Origin of the sequence: Methylobacterium guangdongense, assembly GCF_038442355.1 — a bacterium.
Classification (GTDB): Bacteria; Pseudomonadota; Alphaproteobacteria; order Rhizobiales; family Beijerinckiaceae; genus Methylobacterium; species Methylobacterium guangdongense.
The window spans coordinates 65,000-81,488 of record NZ_JBBXMX010000002.1; the positions used below are offsets into that span (position 1 = coordinate 65,000).

At 71.3% G+C, this 16,489-nt stretch carries 16 protein-coding genes; 11 read left to right on the top strand and 5 right to left on the bottom strand.

Annotation, left to right across the window (positions count from 1 at the left end):
- Positions 1–53: 53 nt before the first annotated feature.
- From AAHG09_RS04055 to AAHG09_RS04075, 5 genes are all read left to right on the top strand, one after another.
- Complete coding sequence (locus AAHG09_RS04055; RefSeq protein WP_342105560.1) at positions 54–587, top strand: protein phosphatase CheZ; 534 nt, start codon at positions 54–56, stop codon at positions 585–587.
- 100 nt (positions 588–687) lie between these two features.
- Positions 688–1,482 (top strand): creatininase family protein, encoded by a 795-nt coding sequence (locus tag AAHG09_RS04060; RefSeq protein WP_342105561.1) that lies wholly within the window; start codon positions 688–690, stop codon positions 1,480–1,482.
- 68 nt (positions 1,483–1,550) lie between these two features.
- Positions 1,551–2,264 carry a DUF1223 domain-containing protein gene (locus tag AAHG09_RS04065; protein ID WP_342105563.1) on the top strand — a complete coding sequence of 238 codons (714 nt, stop codon included), beginning with the start codon at positions 1,551–1,553 and terminating at the stop codon, positions 2,262–2,264.
- Entirely contained in the window at positions 2,261–2,926 is a 666-nt protein-coding gene (locus tag AAHG09_RS04070) for a sigma-70 family RNA polymerase sigma factor (protein ID WP_412759983.1), read from the top strand. Before AAHG09_RS04065 ends, AAHG09_RS04070 begins: the two co-directional genes overlap by 4 nt.
- Positions 2,926–3,624, top strand: a complete 699-nt coding sequence (locus tag AAHG09_RS04075; protein ID WP_342105565.1) for an NrsF family protein — start codon at positions 2,926–2,928, stop codon at positions 3,622–3,624. The genes AAHG09_RS04070 and AAHG09_RS04075 overlap by 1 nt, the downstream gene beginning before the upstream one ends.
- 148 nt (positions 3,625–3,772) lie before the next feature.
- Here AAHG09_RS04075 and AAHG09_RS04080 read toward each other — a convergent pair whose 3' ends face one another.
- Positions 3,773–4,264 carry a YcgN family cysteine cluster protein gene (locus AAHG09_RS04080; protein ID WP_342105566.1) on the bottom strand — a complete coding sequence of 164 codons (492 nt, stop codon included), beginning with the start codon at positions 4,262–4,264 and terminating at the stop codon, positions 3,773–3,775.
- A 278-nt stretch (positions 4,265–4,542) separates the two neighbouring features.
- Between AAHG09_RS04080 and AAHG09_RS04085 the strand changes: the two genes are divergently transcribed.
- Genes AAHG09_RS04085 through AAHG09_RS04095 form a run of 3 tightly spaced genes read left to right on the top strand, consistent with a single transcriptional unit; the run spans position 4,543 to position 8,145 of the window.
- A complete protein-coding gene (locus AAHG09_RS04085) occupies positions 4,543–6,840 on the top strand; it encodes a transglycosylase domain-containing protein (protein WP_342105568.1) in 2,298 nt (765 codons plus the stop codon).
- Positions 6,841–6,844: 4 nt separating this feature from the next.
- On the top strand, positions 6,845–7,528 hold the full coding sequence (locus AAHG09_RS04090; protein WP_342105569.1) for a DUF1214 domain-containing protein: 684 nt from the start codon (positions 6,845–6,847) through the stop codon (positions 7,526–7,528).
- On the top strand, positions 7,516–8,145 hold the full coding sequence (locus AAHG09_RS04095) for a DUF1254 domain-containing protein (protein WP_342105570.1): 630 nt from the start codon (positions 7,516–7,518) through the stop codon (positions 8,143–8,145). Before AAHG09_RS04090 ends, AAHG09_RS04095 begins: the two co-directional genes overlap by 13 nt.
- A gap of 772 nt (positions 8,146–8,917) precedes the next feature.
- Here AAHG09_RS04095 and AAHG09_RS04100 read toward each other — a convergent pair.
- Both AAHG09_RS04100 and AAHG09_RS04105 read right to left on the bottom strand, forming a co-directional pair.
- Positions 8,918–9,757: a hypothetical protein gene (locus AAHG09_RS04100; protein ID WP_342105572.1), complete on the bottom strand. Its 840-nt coding sequence runs from the start codon at positions 9,755–9,757 to the stop codon at positions 8,918–8,920.
- A 12-nt stretch (positions 9,758–9,769) separates the two neighbouring features.
- Entirely contained in the window at positions 9,770–9,976 is a 207-nt protein-coding gene (locus AAHG09_RS04105) for a hypothetical protein (RefSeq protein ID WP_342105573.1), read from the bottom strand.
- 441 nt (positions 9,977–10,417) lie between these two features.
- Here AAHG09_RS04105 and AAHG09_RS04110 point away from each other — a divergent pair, with 441 nt between their 5' ends.
- Complete coding sequence (locus AAHG09_RS04110; protein ID WP_342105575.1) at positions 10,418–10,705, top strand: hypothetical protein; 288 nt, start codon at positions 10,418–10,420, stop codon at positions 10,703–10,705.
- A 46-nt stretch (positions 10,706–10,751) separates the two neighbouring features.
- The gene (gene gshB / locus AAHG09_RS04115) at positions 10,752–11,708 is read left to right on the top strand and encodes a glutathione synthase (RefSeq protein ID WP_342105577.1); all 957 of its coding nucleotides are present in this window, start codon (positions 10,752–10,754) and stop codon (positions 11,706–11,708) included.
- A 9-nt stretch (positions 11,709–11,717) separates the two neighbouring features.
- Here gshB and AAHG09_RS04120 read toward each other — a convergent pair whose 3' ends face one another.
- Both AAHG09_RS04120 and AAHG09_RS04125 read right to left on the bottom strand, forming a co-directional pair.
- Positions 11,718–13,253, bottom strand: coding sequence for a cation:proton antiporter (locus tag AAHG09_RS04120; protein WP_342105579.1), 1,536 nt, complete (start codon positions 13,251–13,253; stop codon positions 11,718–11,720).
- Positions 13,254–13,310: 57 nt separating this feature from the next.
- A complete protein-coding gene (locus tag AAHG09_RS04125) occupies positions 13,311–14,762 on the bottom strand; it encodes a carbohydrate porin (protein WP_342105580.1) in 1,452 nt (483 codons plus the stop codon).
- A gap of 121 nt (positions 14,763–14,883) precedes the next feature.
- Between AAHG09_RS04125 and AAHG09_RS04130 the strand changes: the two genes are divergently transcribed.
- Positions 14,884–16,482 carry a gamma-glutamyltransferase family protein gene (locus AAHG09_RS04130; protein ID WP_342105581.1) on the top strand — a complete coding sequence of 533 codons (1,599 nt, stop codon included), beginning with the start codon at positions 14,884–14,886 and terminating at the stop codon, positions 16,480–16,482.
- Positions 16,483–16,489 lie beyond the last annotated feature (7 nt).

A 16,489-nucleotide genomic window follows, 5' to 3' on the forward strand; every position in this document is an offset into this window, starting at 1 on the left:
CGCTCGCCCGCGGCGCGGGTGATCCGGACGGATGCCGATCTCAGGAGAACAGCATGTCGTTAGCCGTCCCCCGGCACTCCGAAGTGCGGCTCCGGGAACCGCAGGCCGTCATCGCCGAGCTGAGCGAGATCGCCGAGTACATCGCGCATCTCCGCGAGGAGATCGGGGCGCTCCGCGCGAACGAGATGAGTCGCGATCGGATCCCCATGGCGCACGAGGAACTCGGCAGCGTCGTCGCGGCGACGGCCGGTGCGACCAACACGATCATGGAAGCGGCCGAGACCATGCTCGGGCTGCCCGACGGGCCGGGCTACCGCGAGGCGGTCGAGGAACGCATCAACACGATCTTCGAGGCCTGCGCGTTCCAGGACATCACCGGTCAGCGGATCGCCAAGGTGGTCGAATCGCTGCGGCTGTTCGAGCAGCGGTTGGCCCGATTCGTGGGCGCCGTGAAGGCGCGTGACGCCGCCACGGCCGACCCGGTCGAGCGCGCCCGCCGGGCCCGCGCGGAGGATCTGATGCTCAACGGCCCCCAGGCCGACGCCGCGGTGCCGTCCCAGGACGACATCGACGCGCTGTTCGGTTGAGGCGAATCGGGTCCGCAGGCCGTCGACTCGCCGGCTCCGCGCCGGTTAAGGGTTCCGGCGACCCGTCGCCGCCCGGCGTCAGGGGGAGGTCCCGGCAGGCATGGCGGCGCGGTTCTGGTCCGATTTCACGACGGAGGAGCTGAGGCGGCGCGCCATGCGGCGCGCCATCGCGGTGCTGCCGGTGGCCGCCATCGAGCAGCACGGCCCGCATCTGCCCCTCGGGACCGACACGATCATCGCGGAGGGCTACCTTGCCGGCGTGCGCGCGCGCGTTCCGGACGAGCTCGACGTGCTGATCCTGCCCGTGCAGGCGATCGGCAAGTCCGACGAGCACGACGCCTTCCCCGGGACGCTCTCCCTGGACACCGGGACGGCGCTCGCCGCCTGGACCGGGATCGGCGCGGCCCTTCACCGGGCCGGCTGCCGCAAGCTCGTGATCGTCACCAGCCACGGCGGCAACAGCGCGCTCATCGACCTCGTGGCGGCGGAACTGCGCGCCCGGCACGCCATGGTGGCGGTGACCACCGCCTGGGCGCGGTTCGGCTATCCGGAGGGCCTGTTCCCGGCCGACGAGGTCGCCCATGGCATCCATGCCGGCGGCGTCGAGACCGCGCTGATGTTGGCCCTGCGGCCGGACCTCGTGCGGACCGACCGAATCGCCGATTTCCCGCCCCGGACGCGCGCGATGGTCCGGGACTTCACCCATCTGCGCGCCGGTCGCCCCGCCGCCTTCGCCTGGAAGGCCCAGGATCTCCACCCCTCGGGCGCGATCGGCGACGCGCGGCTCGGCACCGCGGAGGCCGGTCGCGCGGCCCTGGCGCACGGGGCAGAGGCCTTCGTGGCGCTGCTGCGCGACGTGGACGCCTTCGCGCTCGACGGGGCCGGCCCGGCGTAACCGGGACCCGCGCGGGGCGAAAAAGAGGGTGCGCCGGATCGATCTGCCGGCGCGCAGGAACTCCCGCCATGCGCCCTGTCGTCCCGGTCGCCCTCGCTCTCCTCGGTGCCGCCCTCGGCCCGGCCGCGGCGGCGGAGCGCCCCGTCGTCGTCGAGCTCTTCACCTCGCAGAGCTGCTCGTCCTGTCCGCCCGCCGAGGCGCTGATCGGGCGCCTCGCGCACGAGGGCGGCGCCGTCCTCCCGCTCGCGTTCCACGTCACATACTGGAACCATCTCAACTGGCGGGACCCCTACGCCCTGACGGAGGCGACCGCACGGCAGGATGCCTACGCGGCCCGGCTCGGCGGCCCCAGCTACACGCCCCAGGCCGTGATCGACGGGACGGTCGGCCTCGTCGGATCCGACGAGGCGGCGCTGCGCGACGCGGTCGCGCGCGCCCGGGCGGCCGGCCCCGCCATCCCGGTGGCGCTGGCCCGCCAGGGCGACCGGCTCGACGTGCGGGTCGGCCCCGGGACCGGCGCGGCGCGGGTCCTGCTGGTCGGCTTCGACCCGAGCCACACGACCCGGGTGCTGCGCGGCGAGAATGCCGGGCGGACCCTGGAGCAGGCCAACGTCGTCCGCGCGATCCACGATCTCGGCCGCTGGTCGGGGGGCGCCGCGACCTTCGCGGCGGCGCGCCCGGCGGGTGATGCGGCGGCCGTCCTGCTGCAGGCGGAGGACGGGCGCATCCTCGGCGCGGCGCGCCTCGACCAGGACGGCTCCCGGCGCGAGGCGCTGCGATGATCCTCGCCGTGCCGAGCGGTTTTCCCGGCTGGTCGCTGGCGCCGGGCTCCGAGGCCGGGCAAGATGCGCCCCGAGCCGGGGGGCGGAACGGCGGCGGAGCCCGGATGGTGCTCGAAGAGGAACTCGCGGGTCTGATGGTGTCGGCGCAGTGCGGCGACGCGGCCGCCTATCGCGCCCTACTGAAGGCTTGCCTTCCGGTGGTCTCAGGCATCGCCCGGGCGCAGGGCGTGCGCGGCGAGGCGGTGGACGATGTCGTGCAGGACACGCTGATGACCGTCCACCGGGCGCGGGCCAGCTACGATCCCGCCCGCCCGTTCATGCCCTGGCTGCGGGCCATCACCCAGAGGCGGGCGATCGACCGGCTGCGCCGGGCGGGTCGGCGCCCCCGGGAGGTCAATGATCCCCTCGCCTACGAGGCGGAGGTCGATCCCGGCCCGCCCCCCGGACAGGGCCTGGAGGCGCGGGATCGGGCCGTCGCCCTCGCCCGCGCGGTCGCGTCCCTGCCCGAGGGGCAGCGGCAGGCGGTGGAGCAGCTCGGGCTGCGCGAATTGTCCCTCGACGAGGCCGCGGCGCTGACCGGCCGGACCAAGGGCGCGCTCAAGGTGAATCTGCATCGGGCGCTGAAGGCGCTCCGGACCAGCCTGACGCGGGAGGTGGAGTGATGGCCGAGCGCGCCGGCTGCGAAGCCGCCCGTCATGATCGGCTCGTCGAAGCGCTCGCCGGTGGCCTGGAGCCGGTCCGGCCGCTGCCCGCGCCGGGGATCCGTGCGGCGCTGTGGCTCGGCGCGGCGCTGCTGGCCGGGCTGCTCCTCGTGGCCGAAGCCGGGATGACGGGCTTCATGCTGCGCATGCATGTTCCGGATCTCGCCCTGGCGGCGGTCGGCGCCGTTTTGACGGCGATCACGGCGGCTTACGCGGCCTTCGCCACCAGCGTCCCGGGCCGGTCCGGCCGCTGGGCGCTGCTGCCGCTGCCGCCGCTCGCCCTCTGGATCGGCGCCAGCGGGCTCGGCTGCCTGCGCGACTGGATCGCCCCCGGAACCGACCTTCCGGGCGCTTACGCGGTCACGGGGTGCTTCAGCTTCCTGATTTGCGTCTCCGTGCCGCTGTCGGCGCTGATCGTCGTGATGCTGCGCCGCGCCTGCCCGCTGCGGCCGAACCTGACGGCGGCGCTCGGCGGGCTCGCGGTGTCGGCGGCGGCGGCGGCCTTGCTGATGCCGGTCCATCCGCACGACGCCACCGCCACGGATCTCCTGATGCACGTGGCGGCGGTCGCCATCGTGATCGCGGTGAACGGTCTGGCCGGGGGGCGGCTGCTCGCCCCGTCCGCGCGTGCCGAGCGCAGCGGCTCGGAGCCTGCCTGACCCGAGATCCTGGGTTTCCCAAGGGCGAGCCCTTGGGCAGGGGTTCGGGGGCGGAGCCCCTGAGCTCGGGCTTCGCCCGAGACCAGGGCGCTGCCCTGGACCCGCGAAAGGGCTCGCCCTTTCGAAACCAGGACTTGTCGCGTCGTCTTCAACCGGCCTGCGGATCGAGGGCCGGCCAGTCGACGATCCGGTCCGGGTATTCCTCGTCCGAGAATTCCTCCTCGTTGCCGGCGAGCCGGCCGCGCACCGAGATGCCGGCCTCGTGCACGCTCGCGGCCCGTCCCGAGACCAGGGGATGCCACGGATAGAGCGGCTCGCCGTCCCGCACGAGGCGGTAGGCGCAGGTCTGCGGCAGCCAGGCGATCGTCCGCACCGCCTCGGGCGTCAGCCGGACGCAATCGGGCACCCGCTTCTGGCGGCGGACGTAGTCGCGGCACCGGCAGGTCAGGCCGTCGAGCAGCGTGCAGCCGATATCGGTGTGGTGAACCTCGCCGGTATCCTCATCCTCGAGCTTCAGGAGGCAGCACCGGCCGCAGCCGTCGCACAGGCTCTCCCACTCGGCGGGGGTCATGGCTTCGAGTGTCTTGGTCTGCCAGAACGGCTCGGCCGCCCCGTGGCGCACCGCCTCGGGCTTGGGCATCGATGAGGTCTCTCGGTTGGGAGGGCGTCTCTCTGCCCGAGCCGCGCCTGTGGATCAAGCGTCGCCGCGGCCGCGGGCGTGCGACCCGATCGCGGTCGCGCGCGTTACGCCCCCGCGCGTCCGCGGCGATTCGCGAGACTGCGCAGAGCCTCGCCCGCGGTTCCGGATCCTGCTATGGATGAGGATGCCGTGCGGTGGCCCGGCCGCAGGCGCCGTGTCTGCGGTGCGGACGCTCCACTCCCCGCCGCAGAGGCGCTCGACAAGCCGGGTTCGACATCGTGCGCCTGCCGACGCTCACCGAGATCAAGGTCCGCCTGGAGCGGGCCGCCCTCGCCTTCGATGCGTGGGTCAACGCCAGCCTGTACGACAGCGGTCGCTCGACCGGCGAGGCCTACGAGCGCTTCCGGCGCTTCATGGGCCGCTTCGCCGTGCGCGGCTGGAAGCGCGCCGCCCTCGACCTGACCAGCGAGGGCGTCACCATCGGGACCGGCGGCGCCGTGCTGATGCTGGCGCTGGCCCAGCCCGCCTTCCAGCTCACCAGCGAGAACTGGCTGAAGCAGCAGGACTTGGCGGTCACCTTCCTCGACCGCTACGGCACCGCGGTCGGCCGGCGCGGCATCAAGCACGACGACTCGCTCAAGCTCGACGAGTTTCCCGACATCATGATCAAGGCGCTGGTCTCCACCGAGGACCGGCGCTTCTACGAGCATTGGGGCATCGACCCGATCGGGACTTTGCGCGCGCTTGTGAACAATTCGAAGGGCGGCAGCGGCACGCAGGGCGGCTCGTCGATCACCCAGCAGCTCGCCAAGAATCTGTTTCTGACGAACGAACGCTCGCTGGAGCGCAAGATCAACGAGGCCTTCCTCGCGCTGTGGCTGGAGAGCCACCTCACCAAGAACGAGATCCTGAAGCTCTACCTCGACCGCGCCTATATGGGCGGCGGCACCTTCGGCGCGGTCGCGGCGGCGGATTACTATTTCGGCAAGCCGCTCAAGGACATCAGCCTCGCCGAGGCCGCCATGCTGGCGGGCCTGTTCAAGGCGCCGACCAAGTATGCCCCGCACGTCAACCTGCCCGCGGCCCGCGCCCGGGCGGCGGACGTGCTGCACAACATGGTGGAGGCGGGCTTCGTCACCGAGGGCCAGATCCAGACGGCGCTGCGCAACCCGGCGACGCCGGTGACCCGCACCCGCGACATCACCGCCGACTACTACCTCGATTGGGCCTTCGGCGAGATCAAGGCCATGGCCGACGCGGGCAAGCTGCGCAACGACCGCGTGCTGACCGTAAAGACGCCCCTCGACCTCGCCATCCAGAAGCGGGCCGACGAGGTGGTGGCCGACATCCTGCGCAAGTCCGGCGACGCCATGGACGTGGACGAGGCCGCCATGGTGATCCTCGATCCCGACGGGGCGCTGCGCGCCATGGTGGGCGGCGCGGATTACGGCGAGAGCCAGTTCAACCGCGCCACGGACGCGCTGCGCCAGCCGGGCTCCTCGTTCAAGCCTTACGTGTACTCGGCGGCGCTCAATTCCGGCCTGTTCAAGCCCGATACCGTGGTGGTCGACAGCCCGGTCTGCATCGGCAACTGGTGCCCGCAGAACTACGGCCGCTCCTATGCCGGCCGGGTGCCGATGTGGCTCGCCGTGGCGAAGTCGATCAACACGATCCCGATCAAGATCTCGATCGCGCTGGGCAAGGGCATGGGCATCACCCACGAGGCCAAGGCCGCCAAGGCCGGCCGCGCCAAGATCATCGACCTCGCCCACAAGATGGGCATCACCTCGAACCTGATCGACACGGTCTCGATGCCGATCGGCTCGGACGAGGTGACGGTGATCGACCAGGCGGCGGGATACGCAGTCTTCGCCAACGGCGGCTTCCGCGCCAAGCCCTACGCCGCCATGGAGGTGAAGAACTCCTCCGGCGAGGTGATCTACCGCCACGCCGACGAGGCGCCCGAGCGGGTGCTGTCGCCCCAGGTCGTGGCCGACATGAACTTCATGCTCAACAAGGTGGTCGAGGAGGGCACCGGCAAGCGGGCGCAACTCGAAGGCGTGAAGGTCGCGGGCAAGTCCGGGACGACGAACGCCTACCGGGACGCGTGGTTCGTCGGCTACACCGGCAATTACGTCGGCGCCGTCTGGTTCGGCAACGACGACCACACCTCGACCAACAAGCTGACCGGCGGCTCGCTCCCGGCCCAGACCTGGCACGACGTGATGGAGCCGGCCCACCAGGGGATCGAGATCAAGCCCCTGCCGGGGCTGAAGGAAAGCCCGCGTGCCGCGCAGCAGCAGGCCTCCGGCGGGCCCACCGCCCCGATCGACCCCAATGCCAGCGCCTACGGCAAGCTCTCGCGCCGCTCCTTCGAGGTGATCAGCGGGTTGAACGGCCTGTTCCGCACGGTCGAGCGCGTGCCGTCGGCCGAGCCGGCGAACAAGTCCGGCGCGGGCGACGCCCAGAAGGGGGCCCGCAAGCCCGACGACCGCGCCGCCGCCAGCCCCCTCGACAGGGCGCGGGCGATGGCGGCGGGCGAACGCGCCCCCGGTGGCTTCGTCGAGGTCCGGTAAGCCCATGAGGGACGCGATTCCAGCGCCCGGCGGCTATACCGGCGCGTCCGAGAAGCCCCCCCGCCGAAGCGGGATCCGGCTCGTCCGGCACCTGTGGCGCAAGAGTTCGATCGCCGGGCTCGCCGTCTACGCCGTGGCGCTCGGCGGCGCCCTCGGCCTCGCCAGCGCCGATTGGGCGACGCGCGGCGGCTATCCATTCGGCGGCGTGCAGGTCGGCGCCTGGACGGCTTGGCCGCGGGCCGGTGCCGCGAATGCCGATCCCTATACCCGGGCGGTCAACGCCCGCCGGGGCGAGATCCCCCTCGCGGTGGGTGAGGGCCTGCTGCTGACCGCGGCGGTGGACGATTCCGGCCAGGCGCTCGACGCCACCTGCACCTACCGGATCGGCGGCGGAACACCGCCCGCCCGGGCCTGGACCATCACGGTGGCCGGTCGCGGGCCCCGGGAGCCCGGCCGCCCGACCGTGCGCGAGGGCTTCACCTCCACCGAGGTGCTGCGCTCGGCCGACGGGCGGTTCGCCATCGCGCTCGCGCCCGACGTCCAACCCGGCAACTGGCTGCCGAGCCCCCGGGCGAGTGGCCCGGTGCGGCTGGCGTTGCGCCTCTACGACACGCCGGCGGCCGCCAGCGTCGGCTCCCTCGACCGGACTTCGGTGCCGGCCATCACCCGCCTGGGATGCGCGTCGTGAGCCTGCGCTTCGTCTATGCCACGCTGATCGGCCTCGTGCTGGCCGGGATCGTCCACATCGCGGCGGTGCTGGCGATCCCTGTCCTGTCGGAGAAGGATGCCGTCTCGCGCGCCCGGACCAGCGAGAGCCTGGATCATCCGCAGCCGATCTACACGGTGGCGACGGGCGACGACTCCTCCCCGCCCGAGGCGTGGCTGCCGATCCCGGACCCCGCCGTGGCGGTCGGCGTCTGCGCCTACGATCTGGCCGACGGGCCGATGCGCGTCTCGGCGCGGACCGGCGCCCTGTCCCTGTCGCTCGCCGCCCATGCCCGACGCGGCGCCTTCTACGCGGTGACCGATCAGGCGGCGGTCCGCGGCGCCCTGGACCTCGTGATCCTGACCCGCGCCCAGTACGACGAGGCGCTGGCCGACGACGACGAGAACGACCCGAGCCGCGACGTGCGCATCGTGGCGCCCGACACGCGCGGCTTCGTGGTGGTGCGGGTGATCGCCGGCCTGCCGAGTCAGCGTCCGGCGGCGAATGCCGCGATCCAGGCGGTCTCCTGCACCACCGACACGGCGACGGACGATGCGCCGGCGGGCAAGGAGTCTTCGGGGAAGGGTGCGGGGCGGTAGCGGGGTTGATGAGCCGACTTGTTTTGTCAGCCGGCTGCGATCGAGCCAACCAGGCCGTTCATGACGGTGTCCAGGCCTTCCAAAAGCGGTTATTGGTCGGGCGACCGGCCGATTCAGCTCTGTGGCCGACACCGCGCATGTAAGCCAGCGACGGGCGATCTGGTTTAAGTGCATTCAAATCAAACCGACGGCCTGTCTCCGGCTGGGCTGCGAGCCTGCTGGGCTGTATGCCGACGGCCTCTTGTCACTTATCGTGCTCTGTCCTGTGAAGTATCGGATTCTTCGTCGAACAAGGATCTAGGGCACTGATAGAGCCGGTGATCTCGACATCATCAAAGCTTGAAGACGTGCCTTTCTTTGGATATACTTTCGTATATAATTGCCATGAAATAGGGAGAAGAAATGTAGCGAGTACGAGCGAGCGCCAGAGCAGAGCCGGACTCAATTTATTTCGTTGAGGGATGGCTATAATCTGTCGCAGAGGTGCATTGGGCATTTCACGTGCTTGCGACCGGTCTTTGGCTGAAAATGAATAGTGTAATTTTTCTTTCAAAGGCACGGCACAACCTGATATTGTCAACTCTAGTGCATTTTTTTAGAACTCATTAATTAGATATCGCAAAATTGATTTGTTAAGTGTTAAGCGACCTCGCCGCTTGGGCACAAGCGGCCTACGAGGCTGTGTCCGCTGAGGGACACCGCCACCCGTAAGCGGACGGGCGGAAAACCACCCAAAGCAATCCGCACGCATTCACGCCTTCGTCACAAGCGCTCAGTCCTTCACCACCAGCGGCCCGGCCTGTGCCACCGGCAGCGGTACGGCCTCCAGCCCGCAGCGCGCGGCGGCATCCGCCGGCAGGAGCGGATCGAGCAGGTTGCGCCGGGCTGCCAGCATCATCAGCGCCCGCTCGGCCGAGACCGATTCCTGCGCCGGCGCGGCCGCGAACAGGTGCTCCAGGGCGAAGCGGTAGCGCGCCAGCCGCAGGCCGGCCTCGATCCGCACCCAGGCGATCAGGCAGCGGTTCTCGGCGACGCGCTGGGCGGCGTCCCGCACGTCGGCGGCGTCGAGGGTCTTGGCGAAGGGCAGGCTGCGCAGGCGCGCGGCATCCGCGTCGATCACCCGGGCGGCGAGCGCCGTGAACAGCGGGATCAGCCGGGCATCCGCCGTGGCGTCGTCGCCGAGCTGCCGGTAGCGGGAGACCGGCGAGCGCGACGGCTCGGCCGTCAGGGTGTCGTAGTAGGCGCCGATCTCGTCGTAGCGCCAGGTCGGCGGCATCGCGTGGGCGCTGGCGAGGCCGAGCAGCAGATCCTGGAAGGCCGCGAAGGTGCTGGCGGGCTGCACGAAGCGCCACGCCCGGTCGCGCAGGGCCAGCTCGTCGTCGGTCAGCCCCGAATCGAGCAGGAGCCGCCCGCGGTCATGGGTGCTGAAGCTGCCGGTGGTGTCGATCAGGCCGTTCCAGACGCTCGTGCGCGGCCGTCCGAAATCGCCGTTCTGCGTGCAGGCGGCGAGCAGCGCCAGCGCCGCGCCGGCGGGCAGGAGACGGACCGAGCGGCCACCGGCCCGGGTCGGGCTCGCCACGTCGCCGGGCAGATCGCGTCGCCGCGCGGGCATCCCCAGCCGCCGTCAGGATGCGAGGCGCTCGTAGCGCACGCCGAGGAACAGCAGGATTTCGCCGCGGGGCTCCCCCGAGCGCGGGATCCGATGGGCCCGGCGCGCCTCGGGCCCGGGGAAGGGAATCACGATGGCGTGCGCGGCCGGGGCGGTGTCACCCATTGCGACCACCCGGGTCCGCGGGCGGTCGAGGGTCTCCTGCGACTTGAAAGGCGTCATGGTCTCCGGCTCCTGTCGGCTGTCCGAGCATCCGGCCCGGGCCCAGCGAGGGCGTCGGCAAGGGCTACGAAGGCAATGCATCACGGGGTGGTTAACGGACTCTTTCCGCCCGATGGACCGGTATCGATGTTCTTAAAGTGGGTTGGCGTGCGACTTGCTTCAGCACATCTGCCCATGGCGGGCGTTTCCTCCCTTCGACTTGCGGCCCTGCCCGGATCCGGGTGGGGCCCTTTCTTTCTGAGGGACCCGCACAGGCCGCCGTATCGCCCTGCGGCGCCGCGGCCACACTGGCGTGAAGCCGACCTGCGACGGTGCTGCGCGGCACTCCGTCGAACCCCCGGCGCTTGCCTACCGCCCGGCGCGACCGATATGCCGGATGCGGGTGGAGGGGGGACCGCCGGATCGGTTCTCCGCCCGAACGAGATTTGAGGACACCGCTGAATGCGACTGGTTCCGGAACGATCCCTGCGCGCCGTCCGCCGCACTGGGCTGCCTGCGCTGGCGCTGCTCGCGCTCGCCGTGAGCCCCGCCTACGCCCAGCGCGAGGACCAGGGCCTGCAACTCGGCTGCGCGAACGACTATTTCCGCCTCTGCGCCGGCGTCGACCCGAACAGCCCCGACGCCGACAAGTGCATGGTGCGCAACCGCAAGCGCCTCTCGCCCGAATGCCGCTCGGCGATCACCAGCTACGACAAGCGCACGGGCAGCAAGTCGCTGTCCGACGATTGAGCCGGCAACCGGTCGCGATGCGCGCCGCTGACCAGGGGCGTTTCCGATGGGCCTGACCGTCGCCGTCCAGATGGACCCGATCCAGAATATCCGGATCGCGGGTGACACCACCTTCGCCCTGCTGCTGGAAGCCCAGCGGCGGGGGCATTCCCTCTTATACTACACCCCGGACCGGCTCTCGATGCAGGGTCGCCGAGTGACGGCCCGTGTCGAGCGACTGACCGTTCAGGACGTCGAGGGCGCGCACTTTACCCTGACGCCGCCGGAGCGGATCGACCTCGCCGAGGCGGACGTGGTGCTGATGCGCCAGGACCCGCCCTTCGACATGGCCTACATCACGGCCACCCACATGCTGGAGCGGATCCACCCGCAGACGCTCGTGGTGAACGACCCCTTCGAGGTGCGCAACGCACCCGAGAAGCTGTTCGTCCTCGACTTCCCCGAGCTGATGCCGCCGACCCTGATCAGCCGCGACAAGGCGGAGATCGAGGCGTTCCGGCTCGAGCACGGCACGGTGGCGATGAAGCCGCTGCACGGGCATGGCGGTGCCGCCGTGTTCAAGGTGACCGAGAAGGACCCGAATTTCGGCTCGATGTTCGACCTGTTCGCCACCACCTTCCGGGAGGCCTGGGTCGTCCAGCGCTATCTCGACCGGGTGACCGAGGGCGACAAGCGGATCATCCTGGTGGACGGCGTGGCGATGGGCGCGGTCAATCGCGTGCCGGCGGCGAACGACATCCGCTCCAACATGGTCCGGGGCGGCGCGGCCTCGGCCTCCGAGCTGACCGAGCGCGAGCGCGAGATCTGCGCCACGATCGGGCCGGAGCTGGCGCGCCGGGGGCTGATCCTCGTGGGGATCGACGTGATCGACGGCCACCTGACCGAGATCAACGTCACCTCCCCCACCGGCATCCGGGCGATCCAGCGGCTCGGCGGGCCCGACCTCTCGGTGGCGGTCTGGGACGCGATCGAGGCGCGGATCGCGGCGCGCAAGGGCGTGTGATCGCGCCCCTCACGTCTCCGCCTTCGGCGTGGCGCTGAGTTCGGCCCAGTCGAACTCCTCCTCCAGCAGGTAATAGGCGTCGTCGCCGATCCGGCCGCGGTGGCGCAGGGCCAGAACCGCGTCGCGGGCCGCCTCGACGGCCCGGCGCCGGGCGGCATCGGCCGGCAGGCTCTCCGGGGCCCGGCCCTCCTCGTGCTCCTCGGCCTCCGCGAGCGCCGTGCGGAACTCGGCCCGCAGGGCGTCGGTGGCCGGCTCATCCTCCGCCTCCGCGAGCGAATCGAGGGCCGCCTTGTAGGCGGTTGCCCGGGCGCGGCCGGTCTCGCGCCCCACGGGGTCGTCGTCCTCCAGCTTCAGATGCGCCAGCAGGGGGCGCAGGGTCAGGCCCTGCACCACGAGCGTGCCCAGGACGGTGACGAAGGCCGCGACCACCACGAGATCCCGGCGCGGAAACTCGGCGGGCAGGGCCAGGGCGGCCGCGACCGTCACGATGCCGCGCATCCCGGCCCAGGAAAGCGCGAGGCCCGGGCCGAGCCGGGCCCGGGCCCCGGCCTGCCGCAGGCCGAAGCCCCGCAGGCCGGTGGTCGGCATCACCCAGGCGAGCCGGGTCACCACGACGGTCGCGAAGGTCGCGGCGGCCAGGATCAGCGCCTGCCACGCATCCGCGCCGGACAGCCGCTCCTGGATCGGGCCGATCTGGATGCCGATCAGCACGAAGGCCAGGACGTTGAGCACGAACACCGCCGTGTCCCAGACCGCGTAGGAGATCACCCGGGCCCGGGGGGCCGTGATCCCCGGCGCCCGGCGGGCGACCGTGACCGCGAAGGTCACGATCGTCAGAACCCCCGACAGTTCGAGTCGCTCGGCCGCCAGCCAGATCCCGAACGCGACCACGAACTGCATCACGATCGCGCTCGCCGGATCGGTGACCCGCCGGGTCAGCGCGACGAAGAGCAGGCCGACGACGGGGCCGACCAGAAGGCTCGCGACGACGCCGAGCAGGAAGGCCGGCGCCACCTCGGCCGGATGGAAGCTGCCCGCCATCGCGGCCGCGACCGCGAGCCGGTAGATCAGCAGCGAGGCGGCATCGTTCAGCAGGCTCTCGCCGCGCAGGATCGTGGCGAGCCGGTGGGGCATCGGCGCGTGCTTGAGCACCGCCAAAGCCGCCACCGCGTCGGGGGGCGCCACCACCGCGCCGAGGACGATGCAGGCCGAGAACGGCATGTCGGGCACGATCAGGCGCGCCACGATCGCGACCGCGAGGGTCGTCACCACGACCGCACCGACCGCGAGCCCGAGCACCGGGCGCCAGTTCACCTTCATGTCCCGCACGGAGGCGTCGAAGCCGGCATCGAGGAGGACGGGCGCCAGGAACAGCGCGAGGGCGAGGTCCGGATCGAGCCGCAGGTTCGGTACGCCGGGCACGAAGGCGAGGCCGATGCCCCCGAGCGCCAGGAAGGCCGGATAGGGGGCTCCGAGGCGACGCGCCAGACCGGCCAGGAGGACGGCGCCGAACAGGACGCCGACAACCCACTCGAAGATCAACATGCTTCTGAAAGAGGCGGGGCGCCGGGACCGTTCCCTGCGCCGCCGTCGCAGAGCGGGTCAGTACTGCACGGTCGCGCGCAGCCCGAGCACCGCCGCGTTGCGCAGCCGGCGGCCGTCCGGACCGGCGACGCCGCCGCCCGGGCGGATGATGTATTGCGCGTCCGGCTGCACCGTGAAGCCCGGCACGACCACGGCCTGATAGGTCGCCTCCAGCACCCTCTCGGCCCGGCGCCGGGGCATCGGCTGGCCCGAATAGAGGATCGTGTCCCGGTCGGCGCGCTGGGCCTCGTCGCTGATCCGGGCATAGGCGAAGCCGATGCCCAGCGTGTCGTCATCGCGGCCCTCGAACAGGCCTTTGTAGGCGAGCCCGGTATCCACGTAGGCGTCGATCAGGCTGGACCGGGTCGGCGACCACGCGGCACGCACGAAGAAGCCCAGGCCCTCGTCGTCCTTGCCCGATTCCCGATAGAGGGTCTGATCGTAGATGACGTAGAGCCCGGCATTGCCGCGCACCGGCCGACCGATCCCCGTGGCGTTCGGGTCGGCCAGCGGCACGCCGGTGATGTCGAAGCGCAGGCTGTCGAACCGGCCGCCATGATGCCAGCCGCCGAGGGTGATGTCGCCGGGCAGGCCCTTGGAGCCCGGCGCGATGTTGTAGGCGTAGGTCGCCTCCGCGATGAGCAGGGCCGGATCGTTCAGGCGAAAATTCGTGCCGGTCCGGTCGAGGCGCTGCGCCTCCGGATCCTGGCCCGGCCGGTTCGCCCCGGCCGGATCGCCGTCGTAGAGCCCGACCTGCAGGGAGAAGCCGTTGCCGGGCACGTACTTGGCCCGGATCGCCGGGGCCGCCAGCGGATAGGCCGGGCCGCCGCTCGGCAGGTCGAGCCCGGTGATCGCCGGCCAGCCGAAGGTGGAGTTCACGAACAGGGTCGCGGTCTGGCTGACGAAGAACTCGGTGTCGGCGGCCTGCTGGCCGATGCGGATCCCGAGCTGGCCGTCCATCAGGCTCTGGTCGAACCAGAGCACGTAGAGCCGCGAGGCGGGCAGCGCCTCGATGACGCTCGTGGTCAGCAGGTTGCCCACGTAGTAGCGGGACAGGCCGGTGCCATGGATGAAGTAGGCGTTGGCGTGGATCGTGGCCCCCGCCCACCCCGCCAGCCGGTCGAGATCGAGATTGAGCCGCAGGTTCAGGCGGTCCTCGACGATCGCGCCCTGGCGAAGGCCGCCGACCGGGTTGCCGAGGATGTCGACGATGTAGGTCAGGCTGTATTGGATGCCGCGTTCCTTCAGCACCGGCCGGATCCCGAGGGGATCGCCCAGCGGGCCGAGGTAGGGTTCGACCGAACGAACGAAGCCCCCCGACGCCTGGCTGGTGGTCTCGGGCTGCGAGACCGAAATGCGCGGGTCGCCGCCTGCGCCCTCGAAAACACTCGGCACATGCTGCTGCGCCGCGGCTGGCGTGGCCGCCAAGCCGAGACCGAACGCGAGACGGGGCGTGAGCTTCCGGAACATCGGCCGCTTCTGCGGGACGGGATCGGCGCAGCATAGCACGGCGGATGTCTTGTATGCGCCCGCCCTTTGCAGGATCCACCCGCTCGCCTAACCCTGCGGCCCGAACACCACAGGAGTCGCGATGCCCGAGACCCCCGTCTTCACCGCCGCCGCCGTCGCCGCGCCCCATCATCTTGCCGCGCAGGCCGGCCAGACCGTGCTGGCCCAGGGCGGCAACGCGATCGAGGCCATGGTGGCGATGGCCGCTTCCATCGCGGTGGTCTACCCGCACATGAACGGCATCGGCGGCGACGGGTTCTGGCTGGTGCGCGAGCGCGGGGGCCGGGTGCGCGGCATCGAGGCCTGCGGCCCGGCCGGGCGCCTCGCCACGATCCAGCGCTACCGCGAGAAGGAACTCGACGCGATCCCCGCGCGCGGCCCGGACGCGATGGTGACGGTGGCGGGCGCCGTCGGCGGCTGGCGCCTCGCCCTGGATCTGGCGCGGGCGCTCGGCGGCCGCCTGCCCCTGGAGGCGCTGCTGGCGGACGCGATCAAGCAGGCGCGGGAGGGCGTGCCGGTCTCGCCTTCCGAGGCGCGCTACGTGCCCCAGGAACTCGACACGCTCCACGACGCACCGAACTTTTCGAAGACCTTCCTGAAGGACGGCAAACCCTACCCAGCCGGCGAGACCCGGGCCCTCCCGCTCCTCGCCGCCACCCTGGAGCAGCTGGCCCATGCGGGGCTGGTCGACTTCTACCGGGGCGATATCGGCCGCGAGATCGCCGCCGATCTGGAACGCCTCGGCGCACCGGTGACCCGGGCGGATCTCGAAGCCTTCGCGGCGGTCGAGCGGGCGCCCCTGTCGATCCGCCGCCGCGACGCGACGCTCTACAACTTCCCGCCGCCGACCCAGGGGCTCGCGGCCCTGCTGATCCTGGGCATCTTCGACCGGCTGAACGTCGCCGAGCCGGAGACCACCGCCCACTATCACGGTCTGATCGAGGCGACGAAGCGCGCCTTCGCGATCCGCGACCGGGTGGTCACCGACTTCAGCCGCCTGCGGCACGACCCCGCCGTCTTCCTGACGCCGGAGCGCCTCGCCCGGGAAGCCGCGCTGATCGATAGGGGCCGTGCCGCTCAGGTGCCCCTGCCCGATCCGGGCCACGGCGACACGGTCTGGATGGGGGCGATCGACGCGGATGGGCTCGCGGTCTCCTACATCCAGTCGGTCTACTGGGAATACGGCTCCGGCACGGTGCTGCCGTCCACCGGCATCTGCTGGCAGAACCGGGGCATGTCGTTCTCCCTCGATCCGAAGGCCGTGAACCCGCTGGAGCCGGGCCGGCGCCCGTTCCACACCCTGATCCCGGCGCTCGCCGCCTTCGACGACGGACGGGTGATGAGCTACGGCAGCATGGGCGGCGACGGGCAGCCGCAGTTCCAGGCGCAGATCTTCAGCCGCTACGCCGATTACGGGATGTCGGTGGCCGATGCCGTCGATGCTCCGCGCCTGCTCTACGGCCGGACCTGGGGCGCGCCCTCGCTCAGCGTGAAGGTGGAGGACCGGTTCGATCCGGCCTGCATCGCGGCGCTTGGCCGGTTGGGCCACGAGATCGAGGAGCTGGGCGGGCCCTATATCGACTCGTTGGGCCATGCTGGGATGCTGGTGCGCCACCCGCGCAATGGGCGGATCGAGGCCACGCACGATCCGCGCTCGGATGGCGGTGCGCTGGGTCTTTGAGGGGGAA